Source organism: Streptomyces sp. KL116D, from assembly GCF_030766975.1.
Taxonomy (GTDB): Bacteria; Actinomycetota; Actinomycetes; order Streptomycetales; family Streptomycetaceae; genus Streptomyces; species Streptomyces longispororuber_A.
The window spans coordinates 1-17872 of record NZ_JASERH010000080.1 but is presented as its reverse complement, the minus strand read 5'-3'; the positions used below and the strand labels follow the sequence as shown (position 1 = coordinate 17872).

Annotated in this window: 16 protein-coding genes; 6 read left to right on the top strand and 10 right to left on the bottom strand. The window is 71.2% G+C overall.

All coding sequences use genetic code 11. The annotated features are described in order from the left end of the window. The first annotated feature begins 76 nt into the window (after nt 1-76). Complete coding sequence (locus tag RBJ77_RS30930) at nt 77-901, top strand: maleylpyruvate isomerase family mycothiol-dependent enzyme (protein ID WP_372347993.1); 825 nt, start codon at nt 77-79, stop codon at nt 899-901. Nucleotides 902-1202: 301 nt separating this feature from the next. Here RBJ77_RS30930 and RBJ77_RS30925 read toward each other — a convergent pair whose 3' ends face one another. Further along, nucleotides 1203-2528, bottom strand: a complete 1326-nt coding sequence (locus RBJ77_RS30925) for a nitrate/nitrite transporter (protein WP_372347992.1) — start codon at nt 2526-2528, stop codon at nt 1203-1205. Next, the gene (locus tag RBJ77_RS30920; protein WP_255974932.1) at nt 2528-3181 is read right to left on the bottom strand and encodes a GntR family transcriptional regulator; all 654 of its coding nucleotides are present in this window, start codon (nt 3179-3181) and stop codon (nt 2528-2530) included. Before RBJ77_RS30920 ends, RBJ77_RS30925 begins: the two co-directional genes overlap by 1 nt. Nucleotides 3182-3389: 208 nt before the next feature. Here RBJ77_RS30920 and RBJ77_RS30915 point away from each other — a divergent pair, with 208 nt between their 5' ends. Next, nucleotides 3390-4247 (top strand): D-alanyl-D-alanine carboxypeptidase, encoded by an 858-nt coding sequence (locus tag RBJ77_RS30915; RefSeq protein WP_255974955.1) that lies wholly within the window; start codon nt 3390-3392, stop codon nt 4245-4247. 81 nt (nt 4248-4328) lie between these two features. Here the strand turns inward: RBJ77_RS30915 and RBJ77_RS30910 are convergent, their stop codons facing one another. The 3 genes from RBJ77_RS30910 to pdhA are packed head-to-tail and all read right to left on the bottom strand — an operon-like array spanning nt 4329 to nt 7868. Beyond that, complete coding sequence (locus RBJ77_RS30910) at nt 4329-5672, bottom strand: dihydrolipoamide acetyltransferase family protein (protein ID WP_372347991.1); 1344 nt, start codon at nt 5670-5672, stop codon at nt 4329-4331. Nucleotides 5673-5685: 13 nt separating this feature from the next. Beyond that, nucleotides 5686-6666 (bottom strand): alpha-ketoacid dehydrogenase subunit beta, encoded by a 981-nt coding sequence (locus RBJ77_RS30905; RefSeq protein WP_372347990.1) that lies wholly within the window; start codon nt 6664-6666, stop codon nt 5686-5688. Nucleotides 6667-6671: 5 nt separating this feature from the next. Further along, nucleotides 6672-7868: a pyruvate dehydrogenase (acetyl-transferring) E1 component subunit alpha gene (gene pdhA, locus RBJ77_RS30900; protein WP_255974929.1), complete on the bottom strand. Its 1197-nt coding sequence runs from the start codon at nt 7866-7868 to the stop codon at nt 6672-6674. 380 nt (nt 7869-8248) lie between these two features. Here pdhA and RBJ77_RS30895 point away from each other — a divergent pair, with 380 nt between their 5' ends. Continuing rightward, nucleotides 8249-8908: a response regulator transcription factor gene (locus RBJ77_RS30895; protein ID WP_255974928.1), complete on the top strand. Its 660-nt coding sequence runs from the start codon at nt 8249-8251 to the stop codon at nt 8906-8908. A 113-nt stretch (nt 8909-9021) separates the two neighbouring features. Then, on the top strand, nt 9022-9483 hold the full coding sequence (locus RBJ77_RS30890) for a pyridoxamine 5'-phosphate oxidase family protein (RefSeq protein ID WP_255974927.1): 462 nt from the start codon (nt 9022-9024) through the stop codon (nt 9481-9483). Nucleotides 9484-9489: 6 nt separating this feature from the next. On the opposite strand, the gene RBJ77_RS30885 is transcribed toward RBJ77_RS30890, so the two are convergent. Further along, nucleotides 9490-11058: a protein kinase gene (locus RBJ77_RS30885; protein ID WP_372347989.1), complete on the bottom strand. Its 1569-nt coding sequence runs from the start codon at nt 11056-11058 to the stop codon at nt 9490-9492. Nucleotides 11059-11459: 401 nt separating this feature from the next. On the opposite strand from RBJ77_RS30885, the gene RBJ77_RS30880 reads away from it, so the two are divergent. Beyond that, nucleotides 11460-13139 carry a protein kinase gene (locus RBJ77_RS30880; RefSeq protein ID WP_372347988.1) on the top strand — a complete coding sequence of 560 codons (1680 nt, stop codon included), beginning with the start codon at nt 11460-11462 and terminating at the stop codon, nt 13137-13139. Between the two features lie 84 nt (nt 13140-13223). Here the strand turns inward: RBJ77_RS30880 and RBJ77_RS30875 are convergent, their stop codons facing one another. After that, on the bottom strand, nt 13224-13766 hold the full coding sequence (locus tag RBJ77_RS30875) for a bacterial proteasome activator family protein (protein ID WP_255974924.1): 543 nt from the start codon (nt 13764-13766) through the stop codon (nt 13224-13226). Between the two features lie 164 nt (nt 13767-13930). On the opposite strand from RBJ77_RS30875, the gene RBJ77_RS30870 reads away from it, so the two are divergent. Then, the gene (locus RBJ77_RS30870) at nt 13931-14383 is read left to right on the top strand and encodes a hypothetical protein (RefSeq protein WP_372347987.1); all 453 of its coding nucleotides are present in this window, start codon (nt 13931-13933) and stop codon (nt 14381-14383) included. A gap of 22 nt (nt 14384-14405) precedes the next feature. Here the strand turns inward: RBJ77_RS30870 and RBJ77_RS30865 are convergent, their stop codons facing one another. The 3 genes from RBJ77_RS30865 to RBJ77_RS30855 form a co-directional block, all read right to left on the bottom strand. Continuing rightward, nucleotides 14406-15386, bottom strand: coding sequence for an NAD(P)H-quinone oxidoreductase (locus RBJ77_RS30865; RefSeq protein WP_372347986.1), 981 nt, complete (start codon nt 15384-15386; stop codon nt 14406-14408). A 38-nt stretch (nt 15387-15424) separates the two neighbouring features. Then, entirely contained in the window at nt 15425-16522 is a 1098-nt protein-coding gene (locus tag RBJ77_RS30860) for a TrkA family potassium uptake protein (RefSeq protein ID WP_372347985.1), read from the bottom strand. Next, nucleotides 16519-17872, bottom strand: a 1354-nt coding sequence (locus RBJ77_RS30855; protein WP_372347984.1) for a molybdopterin molybdotransferase MoeA, incomplete at its 5' end; no start/stop codon positions are given. The genes RBJ77_RS30855 and RBJ77_RS30860, both read right to left, overlap by 4 nt.

Here is a 17872-nt window from a genome sequence, read left to right as displayed (position 1 = left end):
CTCTCAAGACACCCGCCGCCTGCGCCCGCCGCCTACTTCACCGACCGCGTCACAACCGCTCGAGGGGTCCCCTTCCGTGAGTCTCCACCCCAGCCTTCAGTCCTACGCCGATGCCTGGACCCACTCCGTGGAAGCGATATCCGAGCTGGTCACACCGCTCGTGGAGGGCGAGTGGAACCGGGCGACACCGTGCCCCGGCTGGTCGGTCCGCGACGTCGTGTCCCATGTGATCGGCACGGACTGCGAGATGCTCGGCGACCCCCGCCCCATCCACACGCTGCCCCGCGACCTGTACCACGTGCAGAACGAGTCACAGCGGTACCAGGAGATCCAGGTCGACGTCCGCCGCCACCACACGGCGCCGGAGATGGTCTCCGAGCTGGAGTACACGATCATCCGCCGGTCGCGTCAGCTGCGGAACGAGACGCGTGAGCCGTCGACCATCGTGCGCGGGCCGCGGGCCGTCGAGGAGACCCTCGAATTCGCCATGCGCAGGCGGGCGTTCGACATCTGGGTGCACGAGCAGGACCTCCGCCAGGCCCTCGGCAGGCCGGGCAACCTCGACTCGCCGGGCGCGTACGTCACCCGGGACATGCTGCTCGCCGTCCTGCCCAAGATCGTCGCGAAGGACGCGGGGGCTCCGGCGGGGTCGGCCGTCGTGTTCGACGTGCACGGGCCCGTCGAGTTCCTGCGGACGGTCCGGGTCGACGCGGAGGGCAAGGGCACGATCGACGGGGCGCCTTCGCTGGGGCCCGCGGCGACGCTGGCGCTGGACTGGGAGACGTACGTGCGGCTCTCCTGTGGCCGGGTGACGCCCGAGGCGGTGGCGGACCGGATCAAGACGGAGGGCGACACGGACTTGGCGTCGGCGATCCTCCACTCCCTGGCCGTGACGCCCTGACCCGGCTCCCCGCACGGGGCTCCGCCCCGGACCCGCTCCTCAATCGCCGGAGGGGCTCGAAGGTGCGTCTGCCCGCTGCCGGTCGGTTCTCGGCCGCGGGCCCGGTGGGGGCTGGTCGCGCCCCGCGGCGAAGCCGCTCATGACACAGCCCCGCCCCCGGCCCCCGACTCAGGCAACCCTCCGACCGACTCCAGGGCCGCCCGCCCCCGCCTTGGGCAGTCTGCCGCCTGGGGCGGCAGGGTGGGCAAGGCGGCGCCACGGGGCCGCGCGACAGGGCGCTCGGGGTCCGCCCCGGTAGGGATCACGCAGGGACGTGGACCGACGTCACCCGGGATGCCACCAACCGCTCGCGCTCGGCGCGAGCCGCCCGCTTGCGCAGGCGCAGGATCTGACTGATCCCCAGCGCCTGCAGCACGAACACCGCGGAGAACGCCACGCGATAGTTGTCCCCGGTGGCGTCCAGCAGGACGCCCACCGCCAGCAGCGTCGTCATCGAGGCCACGAACCCGCCCATGTTGACGATCCCGGACCCCGTCCCCTGCCGCTCCGGCGGATTCGCCGGCCGCGCGAAGTCGAACCCGATCATCGACGCGGGCCCGCACGCCCCCAGCACCACACACATCACCAGCAGCAGCCACATCGGCGACCGCCCCGGCCACACCATGGGCAGCGCCCACAGCACGGCCGTCGCCCCGACCGTGCCGAGCGCCAGCGGCAGCCGCGCCGCGTGATGCCGCGCCACCACCTGCCCGTACACCAGGCCCACCACCATGTTCGACAGCACCACGAGCGTCAGCAGCTCGCCCGCGGTCCCCCGCGAGAGCCCCTGCGCCTCGACGAGGAACGGCAGCCCCCACAGCAGCAGGAACACCATCGCCGGGAACTGCGTCGTGAAGTGCACCCACAGGCCGAGCCGCGTCCCCGGCTCCCGCCACGACGCCGCGATCTGCGCCCGCACGAACGCGGGCCCCTTGTGCGCGGCCGGCATCGGCGCCGGCTCGTGCCCCTCGGGGTGGTCCTTCAGGAAGAGCAGCATCAGGACCAGCACGAGGACGCCGAGACCCGCGCTGCCCGCGAACGCCGCCTCCCACCCGACACCGTGCAGCAGCCGCGCCAGCACCAGCGTCGAGATCAGGTTCCCCGCCATGCCGACCAGACCGGCCAGCTGCGCGACCAGCGGCCCGCGCCGCGCGGGGAACCACCGCGTACCGAGCCGCAGCACGCTGATGAACGTCATGGCGTCACCGCAGCCGAGCAGCGCGCGCGAGGCCAGCGCCATGCCGTACGACGACGAGAACGCGAAGCCCAGCTGCCCGACGGTGAAGAGGACCACGCCGAGCGTGAGCACCTTCTTCGTGCCGAGCCGGTCGACCATCAGGCCGACGGGTATCTGCATGCCCGCGTACACGAGCAGCTGCAGGATCGAGAACGTGGAGAGCGCCGACGCGTTGATGTGGAACCGCTCGACGGCGTCGAGTCCGGCCACCCCAAGCGACGTACGGAAGATGACGGCGACGAAGTAGACGGCGACACCGATCGACCAGACGGCGACGGCCCGCCGGCCGCCGGGCGGATCGCCGGGCAGCGTGACGGCGGCCCCGGACGAGGCGGACGAGGCGGAACTCATCACACCTCACCCCGCGCCAGGTTCCGCACCCGCGCCACGTGCCGCTTCACCACGGCGACGGCCGCCGTCACGTCCTCGGCCCGCAGCGCGTCGAGGATCTCCTCGTGCTCCGCGAGGGTCTTCGCGGTCCGGTCGGGGTGGGCCTGCATCACGACGACGCCCATCCGCAGCTGCCGGTCGCGCATCTGGTCGTAGAGGCGGGAGAGGATCGCGTTGCCCGCGCTGCGCACGATCTCCGCGTGGAAGCAGCGGTCGGTCGCGGCGGCCTCCGCCAGGTCACCCGCGGCGACCTGGGCCCGCTGGAGCTCCAGGAGCTCGGTGAGGCGCTCGATCAGCCGGGGCGGCGCGGGCACGGCCTTGCGCACCGCGTGCTCCTCGACGAGCAGCCGGGTCTCCACCACGTCGGCGATCTCCTGCGCGGAGACGGGCAGCACGAGGGCGCCCTTCTTCGGGTAGAGCCGCAGCAGCCCCTCGACCTCCAGCTTGAGCAGCGCCTCGCGCACCGGGGTGCGGGAGACGCCGACGGCCTCGGCGAGCTCGCCCTCGGTGAGCAACGTGCCCCCCTCGTAACGGCGTTCGAGGACGCCGCGCTTGACGTGTTCGTAGACGCGCTCGGCGGCAGGAGGGCGCTTCTCTGTGACGGTCGAGGACATGCGCACATCATAGATACAACACGTACGCAAGATGATCCGCGTCCATGATGCGGACGCTCCGGGACCGCTTCGCAACTCTCCGCGTCAACTCCACCCGCGGAGCGCAACCATGCGGCCGCCCCATGAGTCTCATCCATGCGCGATCTCCCCAATGGGGCGCGCTTTAGGGGCATTTGGAGCGTCCACCTTGAAAACTCGCATAACGGGCATCGCTGTTCTCGTCGCGGGAACCGTGCTCACCAGCGGAGCGCTGACCACCTCCGCACAGGCCGCGACCGCGCCGGCCAAGCCCACGATCGCCGCTGCGGGCGGCTACGTGATGAACAACGGGACGGGCGCGAGCCTGTTCACCAAGGCCGCGGACACCCGCCGGTCGACCGGCTCCACCACCAAGATCATGACCGCCAAGGTGGTGCTGGCCCAGAAGAACCTGAACCTGGATTCGAAGGTCACCGTCCAGAAGGCGTACAGCGACTACATCGTCAAGAACAACGCCTCGTCGGCCCGGCTGATCGTCGGCGACAAGGTGACCGTCCGCCAGCTCCTGTACGGCCTGATGCTGCCGTCGGGCTGCGACGCCGCGTACGCGCTCGCGGACAAGTTCGGCTCCGGCACCACGCGCGCCGCCCGCGTGAAGTCCTTCATCGGCAAGATGAACAAGGCCGCGACGGACATGGGCCTGAAGAACACCCACTTCGACTCGTTCGACGGCATCGGCAAGGGCTCGAACTACTCGACGCCGCGCGACCTGACGAAGATCGCCTCGTCGGCGATGAAGAACTCCACGTTCCGCTCGGTCGTGAAGACCAAGTCGACGAAGCAGAAGGTCACGACGAAGTCCGGCGGCTACCGCTACATGTCGTGGTCGAACACGAACACCCTGCTCGGCTCGTACACCGGCACCATCGGCGTGAAGACGGGCTCGGGCCCGGAGGCCGGCTACTGCCTGGTCTTCGCCGCGACCCGCAACGGCAAGACCGTGATCGGCACGGTGCTGAAGTCCACGTCGGTCAACGCCCGTACGTCGGACGCCAAGAAGCTCATGGACTACGGCTTCAAGAAGTAGACCTGGGGAGAGGCGCCCCGTCAGGGGCGCGGGGAACTGCGCGACCGGCCACAGCCGGTCGCGCAGTCGCCCACGAGACGATCAGCTCCAGGTGATCAGGCGCTTCGGCCGCTCAAGGACCGCCGCCACATCGGCCAGCACCTTGGAGCCCAGCTCCCCGTCCACCAGCCGGTGGTCGAAGGACAGCGCGAGCGTCGTGACCATCCGCGGCTTGACCTTGCCCTTGTGGACCCAGGGCTGGAGCTTGATGGCCCCGACCGCGAGGATCGCGGACTCGCCCGGGTTCAGGATCGGCGTACCCGTGTCGACGCCGAAGACGCCGACGTTCGTGATGGTCACCGTGCCGCCCTGCATGGCCGCGGGAGACGTCTTGCCCTCCCGCGCCGTGGCCACCAGCTCGCCCAGCGCCGTCGCCAGCTCGGGCAGCGTCTTGGCGTGGGCGTCCTTGATGTTCGGCACGATCAGACCGCGCGGCGTGGCCGCCGCGATGCCCAGGTTCACGTAGTGCTTCTGGACGATCTCGGCCTTGCCGTCCTGGCCCTCGTCCCACGACGCGCTGATCTCGGGGTTGCGCTTGATCGCGACGAGCAGCGCCTTGGCCACGAGCAGCAGCGGATTGACCCGCAGCCCCTGCATGTCCTTGTCGGCCTTGAGCTCCTCGACGAGCTTCATCGTGCGCGTCACGTCGACCGTCACGAACTCCGTGACGTGCGGCGCGGTGAACGCGGAGCCGATCATCGCCTGCGCCGTCGCCTTGCGGACGCCCTTGACCGGGATCCGGGTCTCGCGGACCGCGTCGTACGAGACGACGGCGGCCGGCGCCGGGGCGGCCTGCGCGGGGACCTCCACGGCCGGTGCCGCGGCCGGGGCGGGGGCCACGGCGGCGTGCACGTCCTCGCGCGTGATGATGCCGTCGGGGTTCGACGGGATCACGGTGGCGAGGTCGACGCCGAGGTCCTTGGCGAGCTTGCGCACGGGCGGCTTGGCGAGCGGCCGCCGGTCGGCCACGACGGTGGCCGTGCCGTTGGCGGCGACCGGGGTGTCGGCGCCCTTGCGGGCCCGCCGCTTGGTCGACGACTCGGCGACGCCGTAGCCGACGAGGACGGGCTGCCGCCCGCTCGGGGCCGCCTCCTCCGCCTCGGGCTCCGGCTCGGCCGCGACGACCGGCGCGGCAGCGGGCTCGTCGCCCGCCACGTCCACGGAGATGATCACCTGGCCGACGTCGACGGTCGTGCCCTCGGGGAACAGCAGCTCCTTGACCACCCCGTCGAACGGGATGGGCAGCTCGACGGCCGCCTTGGCCGTCTCCACCTCGCACACGACCTGCCCGTCCGTGACGGAGTCGCCGGGCTGTACGTACCACTTGAGGATCTCGGCCTCGGTCAGGCCTTCGCCCACGTCGGGCATCTTGAACTCACGAGCCATGGTGCAGCCCTCCTCAGTACGCCAGCGAGCGGTCGACGGCATCGAGCACCCGGTCGAGGCCCGGCAGGTACTCCTCCTCCAGGCGCGCCGGCGGGTACGGGGCGTGGTAGCCGCCGACCCGCAGCACGGGCGCCTCCAGGTGGTAGAAGCACCGCTCGGTGATCCGGGCCGCGAGCTCCGCCCCGGAGCCGAGGAAGACCGGGGCCTCGTGCACGACGACGAGCCGCCGCGTCTTCTCCACCGACTTCTGCACGGCGTCGAAGTCCATCGGCGAGATCGAGCGCAGGTCGAGGACCTCGAGGGACTTGCCCTCCTCCTGGGCGGCCGCGGCGGCCTCCAGGCAGACCTTCACCATGGGCCCGTACGCGACGAGGGTGAGGTCCGTGCCCTCCTTCGCCACGACGGCCTTGTGCAGGTCGCCGGGGACGGCGTCGGTGTCGACCTCGCCCTTGTCCCAGTAGCGCCGCTTCGGCTCGAAGAAGATCACCGGGTCGTCGCTCTGGATCGCCTGCTGGAGCATCCAGTAGGCGTCCGAGGAGTTGGACGGGGTGACCACCTTGAGGCCCGCGACGTGCGCGAACAGCGCCTCGGGCGACTCGCTGTGGTGCTCGACCGCGCCGATGCCGCCGCCGTACGGAATGCGCACGACGACGGGCACCTTGACCTTGCCGAGCGCCCGCGCGTGCATCTTGGCGAGCTGCGTGACGATCTGGTCGTACGCGGGGAAGACGAAACCGTCGAACTGGATCTCCACGACCGGGCGGTAGCCGCGCAGGGCCAGGCCGATCGCGGTGCCGACGATGCCGGACTCGGCGAGCGGGGTGTCGATCACCCGGTCCTCGCCGAAGTCCTTCTGGAGGCCGTCGGTGACGCGGAAGACGCCGCCGAGCTTGCCGACGTCCTCGCCCATGACGAGGACCTTCGGGTCGTTCTCGAGCGCCGTGCGCAGCGACTCGTTGATCGCCTTGGCGATCGGAAGCTTCTGTACAGCCATGGTGCTCAGACCTCCCCGTCCGCGAACGACGCCTGGTATGCGGCGAATTGGGCACGCTCCTCGTCGACGAGCGCGTGTCCGTCCGCGTACGCGTTCTCGAACATCGCCATCCGGTCCGGGTCGGGCATGGCGCGCACCGCCTCGCGCACCCGCTTGCCCAGCGTCTCGCTCTCGGCGTCGAGGTCCGTGAAGAACGCGGCGTCGGTGTCCGTGTGGGTCTCCAGGTACGTGCGCAGGCGCAGGATCGGGTCCTTCGCCTCCCAGGAGGCGCGCTCCTCGTCGGCCCGGTACTTCGTCGGGTCGTCGGAGGTGGTGTGCGCGCCCATCCGGTACGTGAACGCCTCGACGAGGGTCGGGCCCTCGCCGTCGCGCGCCCGCTGCAGCGCCCACCGGGTCACGGCGAGCACGGCCAGCACGTCGTTGCCGTCCACCCGCACGCCCGGGAAGCCGTAGCCCTGCGCGCGCTGGTAGAGCGGCACGCGGGTCTGCTTCTCGGTCGGCTCGGAGATCGCCCACTGGTTGTTCTGGCAGAAGAACACGACCGGGGCGTTGTAGACCGCGGAGAACGTGAAGGACTCCGCGACGTCGCCCTGGCTGCTGGCGCCGTCACCGAAGTACGCGATCACCGCGCTGTCCGCGCCGTCCTTGGCGACGCCCATCGCGTAGCCGGTGGCGTGCAGGGTCTGCGAGCCGATGACGATCGTGTACAGGTGGAAGTTGTTGGTGTTCGGGTCCCAGCCGCCGTTGTTCACGCCGCGGAACATGCCGAGCAGGTTCGTCGGGTCGACGCCGCGGCACCAGGCGACGCCGTGCTCGCGGTAGGTCGGGAAGACGTAGTCGTCGTCGCGGGTGGCGCGGCCGGAACCGACCTGGGCGGCCTCCTGGCCGAGCAGCGAGGGCCACAGGCCCAGCTCGCCCTGGCGCTGCAGCGTGACGGCCTCGGCGTCGAAGCGGCGGGCCATCACCATGTCGCGGTACAGATCGCGCAGGGCGTCGTCGGTGATGTCGGTGACGTACTTGTCGTACTCGGCGCTCTTGACCCGCTCACCCTCGGGGGTCAGGAGCTGGACCAGCTGCTCGGTCCCGCTCGCCGCGGCGGTCTTGCCGGGGGACTTCTTCGCAGACTTCTTCGCAGCGGCCCGCTTGCGCGGCGGCTGTGCCTTCTGCGCAGCGGCAGTGCTGTCAGCACTGTCTACGGTCACGTGTGCTCCTCCGTCGGTCCGGCCCCGGGATTGCCGGATGGCCAGTCGGCTCGGCTCGCCTGATCCGTCCACGCACGGGGTGGGTGCGCTGCGCCGGATACAGGCGTGTCCAGACAAAGCTCAGCGCTCCGGCAAGCACCCTTCACCCAGCACGGTACCCAGTACGACACACATCTGCGAAACCCCATCTGACCTGCGATTTTGCTTGGATTTCCAAGTAAGTCGTTGATTGGATTTCCTAGTAACCGCGGGACGGACGGAGCGCCGCAGGTCACAGCTGTGCGACGACACTTGGTCTCAGCCTGGCAGGGGGCCGGAACACCGGCACGTTATCCCGGTCACCCAGGGCACGGGAAGAGTTGGTGTGTGAGACTGAGCCCGTGCGCGAAGACGGAAAAATTCACGTATTTCTCCTCGACGACCATGAAGTGGTCCGGCGTGGAGTCCATGAGCTGCTCTCGGTGGAGGACGACATCGTGGTCGTCGGCGAGGCCGGTACGGCCGCCGATGCCCTGGTCAGGATCCCCGCGACCCGGCCCGACGTCGCGGTTCTCGACGTGCGGCTGCCGGACGGCAGCGGCGTCGAGGTGTGCCGCGAGATCCGCTCCCAGGACGAGTCGATCAAGTGCCTGATGCTGACGTCGTTCGCCGACGACGAGGCGCTCTTCGACGCGATCATGGCCGGTGCCTCGGGTTACGTGCTGAAGGCGATCCGTGGCAACGAGCTGCTGACCGCCGTGCGGGACGTCGCCGCGGGCAAGTCGCTGCTCGACCCGGTCGCCACCGCCCGCGTCCTGGAGCGGCTGCGGGACGGCGGCCGCAGCAAGGAGGACGACCGCCTCGCGGGCCTCACCGAGCAGGAGCGCAAGATCCTGAACCTGATCGGCGAGGGGATGACCAACCGGGCGATCGGCGAGCGCCTCCACCTCGCCGAGAAGACGATCAAGAACTATGTGTCCAGCCTGCTCTCGAAGCTCGGCATGGAGCGCCGCTCCCAGGCGGCCGCGTACGTGGCCCGCATGCAGGCCGAGAAGCACTGACGCCCCGATGCCGCCGGCGTCACCCGGACGCCCGCCGACACGGGACGTAGGTCCCGTTTCCTGGGGGCGGGCTCCTCTTTTCCGGCACCCCGTCGGCATCGCACAGTGGTGACATGCCCACCGATACGCCCTCCGGGACGCAGCCGGACCAGGACCGCGGCTTCGAGCTGCTCGCCCGCGTGCCCTACGGGCGCGTGGCGACCAGCATGCGCGCCCTGCCCTTCCTCGCCTCCGCCCGCCACGTCGTGGCCGGCGGACGGCTGCTGCTGCGCATGCACCGCGGGTACGGCTACCACCAGGCGTGCATCGGCAGCGTCGTCGCGTACGGGGCGGACAACCTCGGCGTCGAGGGCCCCGAGGACGTCGGCCAGTGGTCGGTGCAGTGCGTCGGCACCTGCGAGCAGGTCGAGCCGTCCACGGCCGAGCTCGAACTCTTCGGTCCCGCCCCGCACTTCGCGGACGGCGAGCTCTTCGACCCGGTCTACCTGCGCGTCGCCCCGCAGTTCGTGACCGTGCACGAACTGCGGGGCGGTTCCGCGCAGCGCTCCGCGGACCTGCGGGTCCGTCGGCGGTAGGGCGGGTCAGGCGCCGCCGTTGACGCCGCCGTCGGTGGCGGGCTCGCCCGTGTTGCCGCCGGTGCCGGTCGGCTCGTCGGTCGGCTGGGTCGGCTCGTCCGTCGGCTGGGTCGGCTGGTTCGTCGGCTTCGTCGGCTCGTGGGTCGGCTCGTCCGTGGGCTCGTCCGTCACCGTCTGGGACGGCGTCGGGTTCTCGCTGGTGGGCTGCTCGCTCGGCGTGTAGTCGGGGTCGCCGCCCGTGCCGGTGCCCGGGTCCTGCGTCTCGCCCTGGGTCTCGCCCTCGTCGGACGTCTCCGTCGGCTCGTCCGACTTCTCGGACTTCGTCACCGACGGCGACTGCTTGTCGCTGGGGCCCTTGTTCTTGTCGTCGCCCGCGTTCAGCGCGAAGGCCACGCCCACCGCGATCGCGATCACCGCGAGCACGGCGACGATCCACAGCTTGCCGCGGCCACCGCCGCCCCCGCCGTTCCCGCGGCCGTCGAAGCCGCCGTCGTCGCCGCCCGGCGGGCGCAGCATCGGCTGCGCGGCCGTGCCGGTGTCGCCGGGGTGCGGCAGCGCGGTGGTGCCCGCCATGCCCATCGCCGGGGTGTTGCCGCCCTCGTGCATGTCGACGGGGCCGGTGTTCCAGGTGCCGGTGTGGCCGCCCTGCTCGTACAGCATCTGGAGCCCGTACTGGACGAGCCCGCGCATCTCCTCGGCCGTCTGGAACCGGTCGTCCGGGTCCTTGGCGAGGGAGCGCATGACGAGGCCGTCCAGCTCCGGCGGCGTCGCGTCCGAGACCTCGGAGGGCGGCACCGGCATGTCCTGGACGTGCTGGTAGACGACGGAGAGCGGCGTCTCACCGGTGAACGGGGGCCGCAGCGCGAGGAGTTCGTAGAGCAGACAGCCGGTCGCGTACAGGTCCGAGCGGTGGTCGACGGCCTTGCCGAGGGCCTGCTCGGGGGAGAGGTACTGGGGCGTGCCCATGACCATGCCGGTCTGCGTCATCGTCGACTGCGCGCCGTGCAGGGCGCGGGCGATGCCGAAGTCCATCACCTTCACCGCACCGGTGTTGGTGATGATCACGTTCGCGGGCTTGATGTCGCGGTGCACGATGCCGTGCTGGTGCGAGTACGCGAGCGCTTCCAGGACGCCGGAGACGATGATCAGGGCCTGCTCGGGGCCCGGCGCCTCGGCGTTGATGAGGAGGTCGCGGATGGTGCGGCCCTCGACGATCTCCATGACGATGTACGGGACGGCCTGGCCGTTCACGTAGTCCTCGCCGGAGTCGTACACCGCGACGATCGCATGGTGGTTGAGGCCCGCGACCGACTGTGCCTCGCGCGTGAAGCGCGCCTTGGAGACCGGGTCCTCGGCGAGGTCGGAGCGGAGCAGCTTGACGGCGACGGTGCGCCCGAGGCGCACGTCCTCGGCCGCGAACACCTCGGCCATGCCGCCCCGGCCGAGTCTGCGGGTCAGCCGGTACCGGCCGTCCCCCACCAGTCCGCCGTTGCCCCACATCTCCGGCGCATCTGACATACCGCCGCCAGTCGCCTCGGGGTCGGACGGGCCCTGAGCGCGCTGCTGCTGTGCCATCAGTCCTCGCCGTCGTTTCTGTCCGTGTTGTCTGGGTGTATCTGGGTCTGCCTGGGCTGCCGGATCCCTGCGTCGGAGTACGCGCGGTTGTGAATACGCCTCCGTCGGGCCACGCTACAGGCTTCGGCGGCGGCCCCGTTCCGAGATGGACCGGACATCAAACCCGTTGCCGTGCACGTCCTGCAAATCGTGCGCGCAATTTCTGTGCCGGGTCCATGACTGTTCCGCGGCAGTTCGCACGCCTCGTCCTGTAACGCTTGCGCGACGCTTCTTGCCCGTACGGTCACGGAACGGGCATCGAGCTTGACGTGGCAGGGCCCTGGGGCAGACTTGGCCGGGAATAGCTGAATTCGATCACCGGCCGCGCCGACGTCGGGGCGCCTATGGGGGACGTAGAGATCATGCCCGGAGACGGCACAGACAGCGCCGGCGGCGCACAGAGCGGGCGGTACGCGGGCCGTGCCGTGGCGAACGGGCGGTACCAGCTGCGCGACCTGCTGGGCCAGGGCGGCATGGCCTCCGTGCACCTGGCGCACGACACCCGGCTCGACCGCGCGGTCGCCATCAAGACTTTGCACACGGAACTCGGCCGCGAGGACGCCTTCCGTCAGCGCTTCCAGCGCGAGGCCCAGTCGGTGGCCAAGCTCACGCACACGAACATCGTCTCGGTCTTCGACTCCGGCGAGGACGAGCTCGACGGGACCATCACCCCGTACATCGTCATGGAGTACGTGGAGGGCCGTCCGCTCGGCTCCGTGCTCGACGAGGACGTGCAGCGGTACGGCGCGATGCCCGCCGACAAGGCCCTCAAGATCACCGCAGATGTGCTGGCGGCGCTGGAGATCAGCCACGAGATGGGCCTGGTCCACCGGGACATCAAGCCGGGCAACGTGATGATGACCAAGCGCAGCGTCGTGAAGGTCATGGACTTCGGCATCGCCCGCGCCATGCAGTCGGGCGTCACGTCGATGACGCAGACCGGCATGGTCGTCGGCACCCCGCAGTACCTCTCGCCCGAGCAGGCCCTGGGCCGCGGCGTCGACGCCCGCTCCGACCTGTACTCGGTCGGCATCATGCTCTTCCAACTGGTCACCGGGCGGCTGCCGTTCGAGGCGGACTCGCCGCTGGCCATAGCGTATGCGCACGTCCAGGAGGAGCCGGTGGCTCCGTCCTCGATCAACCGCTCGCTGCCGCCGGCCGTCGACGCGCTCGTCGCCCGCGCCCTGAAGAAGAACCCGAACGAGCGTTTCCCGAGCGCCGAGTCGATGCGGGACGAGTGCCTGCGGGTCGCCCAGTCGCTGGCCGGCGCCCCCGCCGCGGCCCCCAGCATCGTGCCCGGCGCCCAGACGTCGAGCGGTGCCGGGGTCGGCGCGACCGTCTTCCCGCCGGTCGACCAGAACGGGATGCCGACGCCCGGCCCCGTCCAGACGCCGTACCAGCCGGGTCCCTACGGCCAGCCGACGCCGCCGCCGCAGGCCGGGTACGGCTATCCGCAGCAGAGCACGCAGAACCTGCAGGGCGGCTACCAGACCCCGCCGCCCGCCTCCCCGTACGCGCAGAGCGGTCAGCACACCCCGCCGCCGTACTCCATCTCGCCGCAGCAGGCGCCCGCGCCGAACCCGGGCGGATCGGGCGGCGGCAAGCGCAACACGGCGGTGATCGTCGGCTCGATCGTCGTCGCGCTCGTCGCCATCGGCGGTCTGATCACGGCCCTCGCGATGAACGGCGACGACAAGGGCGGCGGCGGTGGCTCCACCGACAAGCCGACCACGTCGGAGGTCGCCGGGCACAAGGGTCCCGATCTGACGAAGACGATCGAGACGTCCGAGTGCACCGATCCCGACATCGGCTACAACGACGAGAACAAGATCAAGATCCCGGACTTCTACCTCAAGAACATCAAGTCCGTGAAGGCCTGTTTCCAGGCCGCGGGCTGGAAGTACCAGATCAAGGAGCAGGACGAGAACACCTACGGCGAGGGCTCGGTCATGAACCAGGTGCCCGGCGCGGGTGACGAGGTCGACCCCAAGGACGTCTCGATCGACCTGTACGTCTCGACGGGCAACCCGTCGGACAGCTGATCCGCGCGCCTGATCCGCACGCCTGATCCACATGCGGAAGGGGCCGGCCCGAGTGGGCCGGCCCCTTCCGCGTTCCTCGGATGCTTACAGGTACGGGCCGCCGGTGCGGCCGCCCGCCGCGCGCGGATCGTCCTCCTCGTCGCCGCCGACGCCCGGCGGCAGGGCGCGGCGCATCTGCTCCAGCTGGGCCCGCGCCGCCATCTGCTGCGCGAACAGCGTCGTCTGGATCCCGTGGAAGAGTCCCTCCAGCCAGCCCACCAACTGGGCCTGCGCGATGCGCAGTTCGGCGTCGGAGGGGGTGGCCTCGTCGTTGAAGGGAAGTGAGAGCCGCTCCAGCTCCTCGACGAGTTCGGGCGCGAGCCCGTCCTCCAGCTCCTTGACCGAGCTGGCGTGGATCTCCTTGAGCCGCTGCCGGCTCGCCTCGTCCAGGGGAGCCGCGCGCACTTCCTCCAGCAGCTGCTTGATCATGCTGCCGATGCGCATCACCTTGGCGGGCTGTTCCACCATCTCCGTCACCGGGACCTCGCGGGAGTCGTCGTCTCCGCCGCCGCCCAGAGCCATTCCGTCCTGGCCCACGACCAAGATCTGCGGGTTCTCCGGCGACCGTTCGTTCCTCGGCATCTCCATGCCGCCATTCTCTCGCACCGAGCCGTCACATCACCGTGGTGCCCCCGTTCCGGACTGATCCACCGCCCTGGAGGCCGCTAAATCCGGCGTGCCCGATTTATTGCTCTATGTGAGGCTTGTTGCAGCGATGGGGCAAGCATCGGGCGGCAGCGGAAGGGGACGGCATGCAGGGGACGGGCCTGCGGCGGCTTCGGTGGGCGGCCGGTCTTGCGGTGAGCGCCCTCGGACTCCTGCTGGTGCCGGTGCCCTCGTCGTACGCGGCCGGACCGTCCTCGTACGCGGCAGGACCGTCCTCGTACGCGGCAGGGCACGGGTCGTACGCCGCCGAGCCCTCGCCGGGGTCCTCGCTCGCGGGGAGCAGGGCGGGCGTGGGGCGGACGCCGCCGGGGCGCCCGATGCCCGCGCCGACCCCGCCCGCGGCCGTTCCCCCGCCGCCACCGCCCGCCGCCGTCCCGTCCCCGACCATGTCGGAGCCGGAGCCGGAGCCGCCCAGCGCCGCACGGCAGGCCGTCGTGCCGCGCGGGACCGGGCCCCTGGTGAACGTGCTGCCGCTGGGGGCGGGGCTGCTGCTGACCGGGTGCGGGATCGCGTTCCTGGCGCTGCGGCTGCGCCGCTGAGCCGCCGCCCCCTGCCGAGCCGTTACGGGAGGGTCAGCAGGACCTTGCCGATGTGGCCCGACTCCTCCAGGACCCGGTGGCCCTGTGCCGCGTCGCTCATCGGCAGCGTGCGGTCCACGATCGGCCGCACGTGGCCGCCCTCGATCAGCGGCCACACGTGCTCGCGCACGGCCGCGACGACCGCCGCCTTCTCGGCCAGCGGACGGGCCCGCAGCGTGGTCGCGGTGATCGCGCCGCGCTTGCCGAGCAGCGTGGCGATGTTGAGCTCGCCCTTGATGCCGCCCTGCATGCCGATGATGGCGAGGCGGCCGTTGACCGCGAGGGCGTCGACGTTGCGGTTCAGGTACTTGGCGCCCATGTTGTCGAGGATGACGTCGGCGCCGCCGCCCGCGGTGTTCTCGCGGATCTCCTCGACGAAGTCCTGCTCGCGGTAGTTGATCAGGATGTCGGCGCCCAGCTCGGCGCAGAAGTCGAGCTTCTCCTTGGTGCCCGCGGTGACCGCGACCTTGGCGCCGACGGCCTTCGCCAGCTGGATCGCCATGGTGCCGATGCCGCTGGAGCCGCCGTGCACCAGGAACGTCTCGCCCGGCCGCAGGTGGGCGATCATGAAGACGTTCGACCAGACGGTGCAGGTCACCTCGGGCAGCGCGGCCGCCGTGGCGAGGTCGATGCCCCGCGGCACCGGCAGCAGCTGCCCGGCCGGGACGACGACCTTCTCGGCGTAGCCGCCGCCCACCAGCAGCGCGCACACCTCGTCCCCGACGGACCAGCCGGCCACGCCGGGGCCGATTGCGGCGATGCGGCCCGCGCACTCCAGACCGGGGTACGGGGAGCTGCCGGGCGGCGGGTTGTAGAAGCCCTGCCGCTGGAGCAGATCGGCGCGGTTGACGGCGCTGGACACCACCTCGACCAGGACTTCGCCCTCGCCGGGTACGGGGTCGGGGACCTCCGCCCAGACGAGCGCCTCGGGTCCGCCGGGTTCCGGGATCGTGATCGCATACATGGGCGCGAGGCTACTCCCGTACGCCCCCCGGGGCCGGGTCAGTCCTGCGGCAACGGCTTGGAGTCCGGTGCGACGTGCGTCGTCGGTGTGACCCGCACGATCGTGATCAGCCGGTCCGTCAGCTGGAGGGTGCCGATGGCCTTGTCGTCGTAGCCGAGGACGCGGTGACCGCGGACGACGCTGACGACCAGGTCGTCGATCTCCTTCGGCTTCAGCCCGACCTCGGCCTTTATGACCGGCCGTTCGACCAGGTCGAGACCGCTGCCCTGCTGGATCAGATCCTCCATGACCATGCCCGCGTGCGGGCTGAGCACGGACAGACCGAGCAGCCGGCCGGCCGCGCTGGCGCTGGTGATCACGGCGTCGGCGCCGGACTGGCGCAGCAGCGGCGCGTTCTCCTCCTCGCGCACGGCGGCGACGATCTTCGCGCTGCGGTTCAACTGGCGTGCGGTGAGGGTCACCAGGACCGCGGTGTCGTCCCGCTGCGTGGCGATGATGATCTTGCGGGCCCGCTGCACCTCGGCGCGCAGCAGGACGTCGCTGCGCGTCGCGTCGCCCATGACGCCCGCGTAGCCATGGGCGTTGGCCGCGTCGATCACCTTGCTGCTGGGGTCGACGACCACGACCTGCTCGGGCTTGAGACCGGTCGCGCAGACGGTCTCCACCGCGCTGCGGCCCTTGGTGCCGAAGCCGACGACGACGGTGTGGTCACGCAAGTTGGACCTCCAGCGGTTCAGGCGCCATTCCTCCCGGGTCCGTTCGGTGAGGACTTCGAGCGTGGTGCCGACCAGGATGATCAGGAAGAGCACACGCAGTGGCGTGATGACGAAGATGTTGGTCAGACGCGCCCCGTCACTGACCGGCGTGATGTCGCCGTATCCGGTGGTGGAGAGGGTGACGGTCGCGTAGTAGAAGGCGTCGAGAAGGTCGACGCCGCCGTCGGAGTTGTCGTTGTATCCGCTGCGGTCGAACCACACGAGGAGCGCGGTGAGGACGAGCACGCCGAGCGCCATCAGGACCCGCCGGGCGACCTGACGCAGCGGACGCTCCACGATCCGCCGGGGCAGCTTCACCCGGTAGGTCGCGGTCTTCTCGTCGGCTTGGCGCGCGATGGCGTCATGGCCGGCCAGTTTCACGTGAAACACCCTTCGTTGCCCGCGGAGTTGGGCCCGGGACTCCCTGTGGCTCCAGGGTTTCCCGCGCTCCACGACCATGGCAGATCGAGGATCTCGACCTCCTGGCCCTCCTTGGCGCCACCGGGCGGGATGACGGCGAGCGCGTCGGCGGCGGCGACCCCGCGCAGCATCGCCGGGCCGTTGTAGTGCAGCGGAACCGCCCAGTCGTGGCCACTGCCGTCGTCCTGACGCAGTACGACGGGCACCAGACGGGTGTCGTGCGGGTGGCCGTGGACGGGGCTGTGCAGGGGGGCGCCGGCGTCGTGGGCGAAGTCGGACTCGGCCGGGGTGCCGGGGGCGGGTCCGTACTGAGCGGGCCCGGACAGTTCGCGCAGCAGGGGCTCGGCGAGCGTGAGGAGGCCGGAGACGGCTGCCAGGGGGTTGCCCGGCAGGCCGACCAGGTGCCGTCCCCCGCTGAGCCGGGCGAGCAGCATCGGGTGGCCGGGGCGGACCTTGACGCCGTCCACGAGGAGTTCCGCGTCGAGCGCGCGCAGGGTCGGGTGGACGTGGTCGACGGGGCCCGAAGCGGTGCCGCCGGTGGTCACGACGAGGTCGGCCTTGGACCCGCGGACGGCCTTGAGCAGCGCCTTCGCATCGTCACCGAGCCGCCGTACGGCGATCACCTCGACGCCGAGCGCGCGCAGCCAGTGCGGCAGCATCGGGCCGAGCGCGTCCCGGATGAGGCCCTCGCGGGGGAGCCCCGAGGTGAGCAACTCGTCGCCCAGGACGAGGACTTCGACCCGCGGCCGCGGGACCACGACCAGCTCGTCGTAACCGGCGGCCGCCGCGAGTCCGAGGACCGCCGGGGTGACCAGCGCGCCGGCCGGCAGCAGCAGGTCGCCGCTGCGGCACTCCTGGCCGCGCGGCCGGATGTCCTGCCCGTGCGCGACGTCGCGCTGCGGGTGCAACTGGCCCTTGCCGTCGAGGTGTCCGTGCTCGCTGCGGATGACGGCGGTGGTCTCCGCGGGGATCCGGGCGCCGGTCGCGATCGCCGCGGCCTCGCCGTCGGCCAGCGGCGCGGGCCGGCCGTGCCCGGCGAGGATGCCTTCGTCGCGGACGGCCCAGGGGCCGGGACCGGCCACCACCCAGCCGTCCATCGCGGACGTGTCGAACGACGGCAGATCGGTGAGGGCCGTCAGCGGGGCGGCGAGGATCAGGCCGAGCGCCCGGTCGAGCGGCAGCCGGGTCGCCCCGCGCGGGGTGCGCGGGGCATCGGCCGCTGCCGAGGGGCCCCCGTCCTGGGCGGCGAAGAGGCCGTCGGGGAGCGGGAGTTGCGTCTCCGCCGGCTCGGGGGACGGCGCCGTGCGGGCC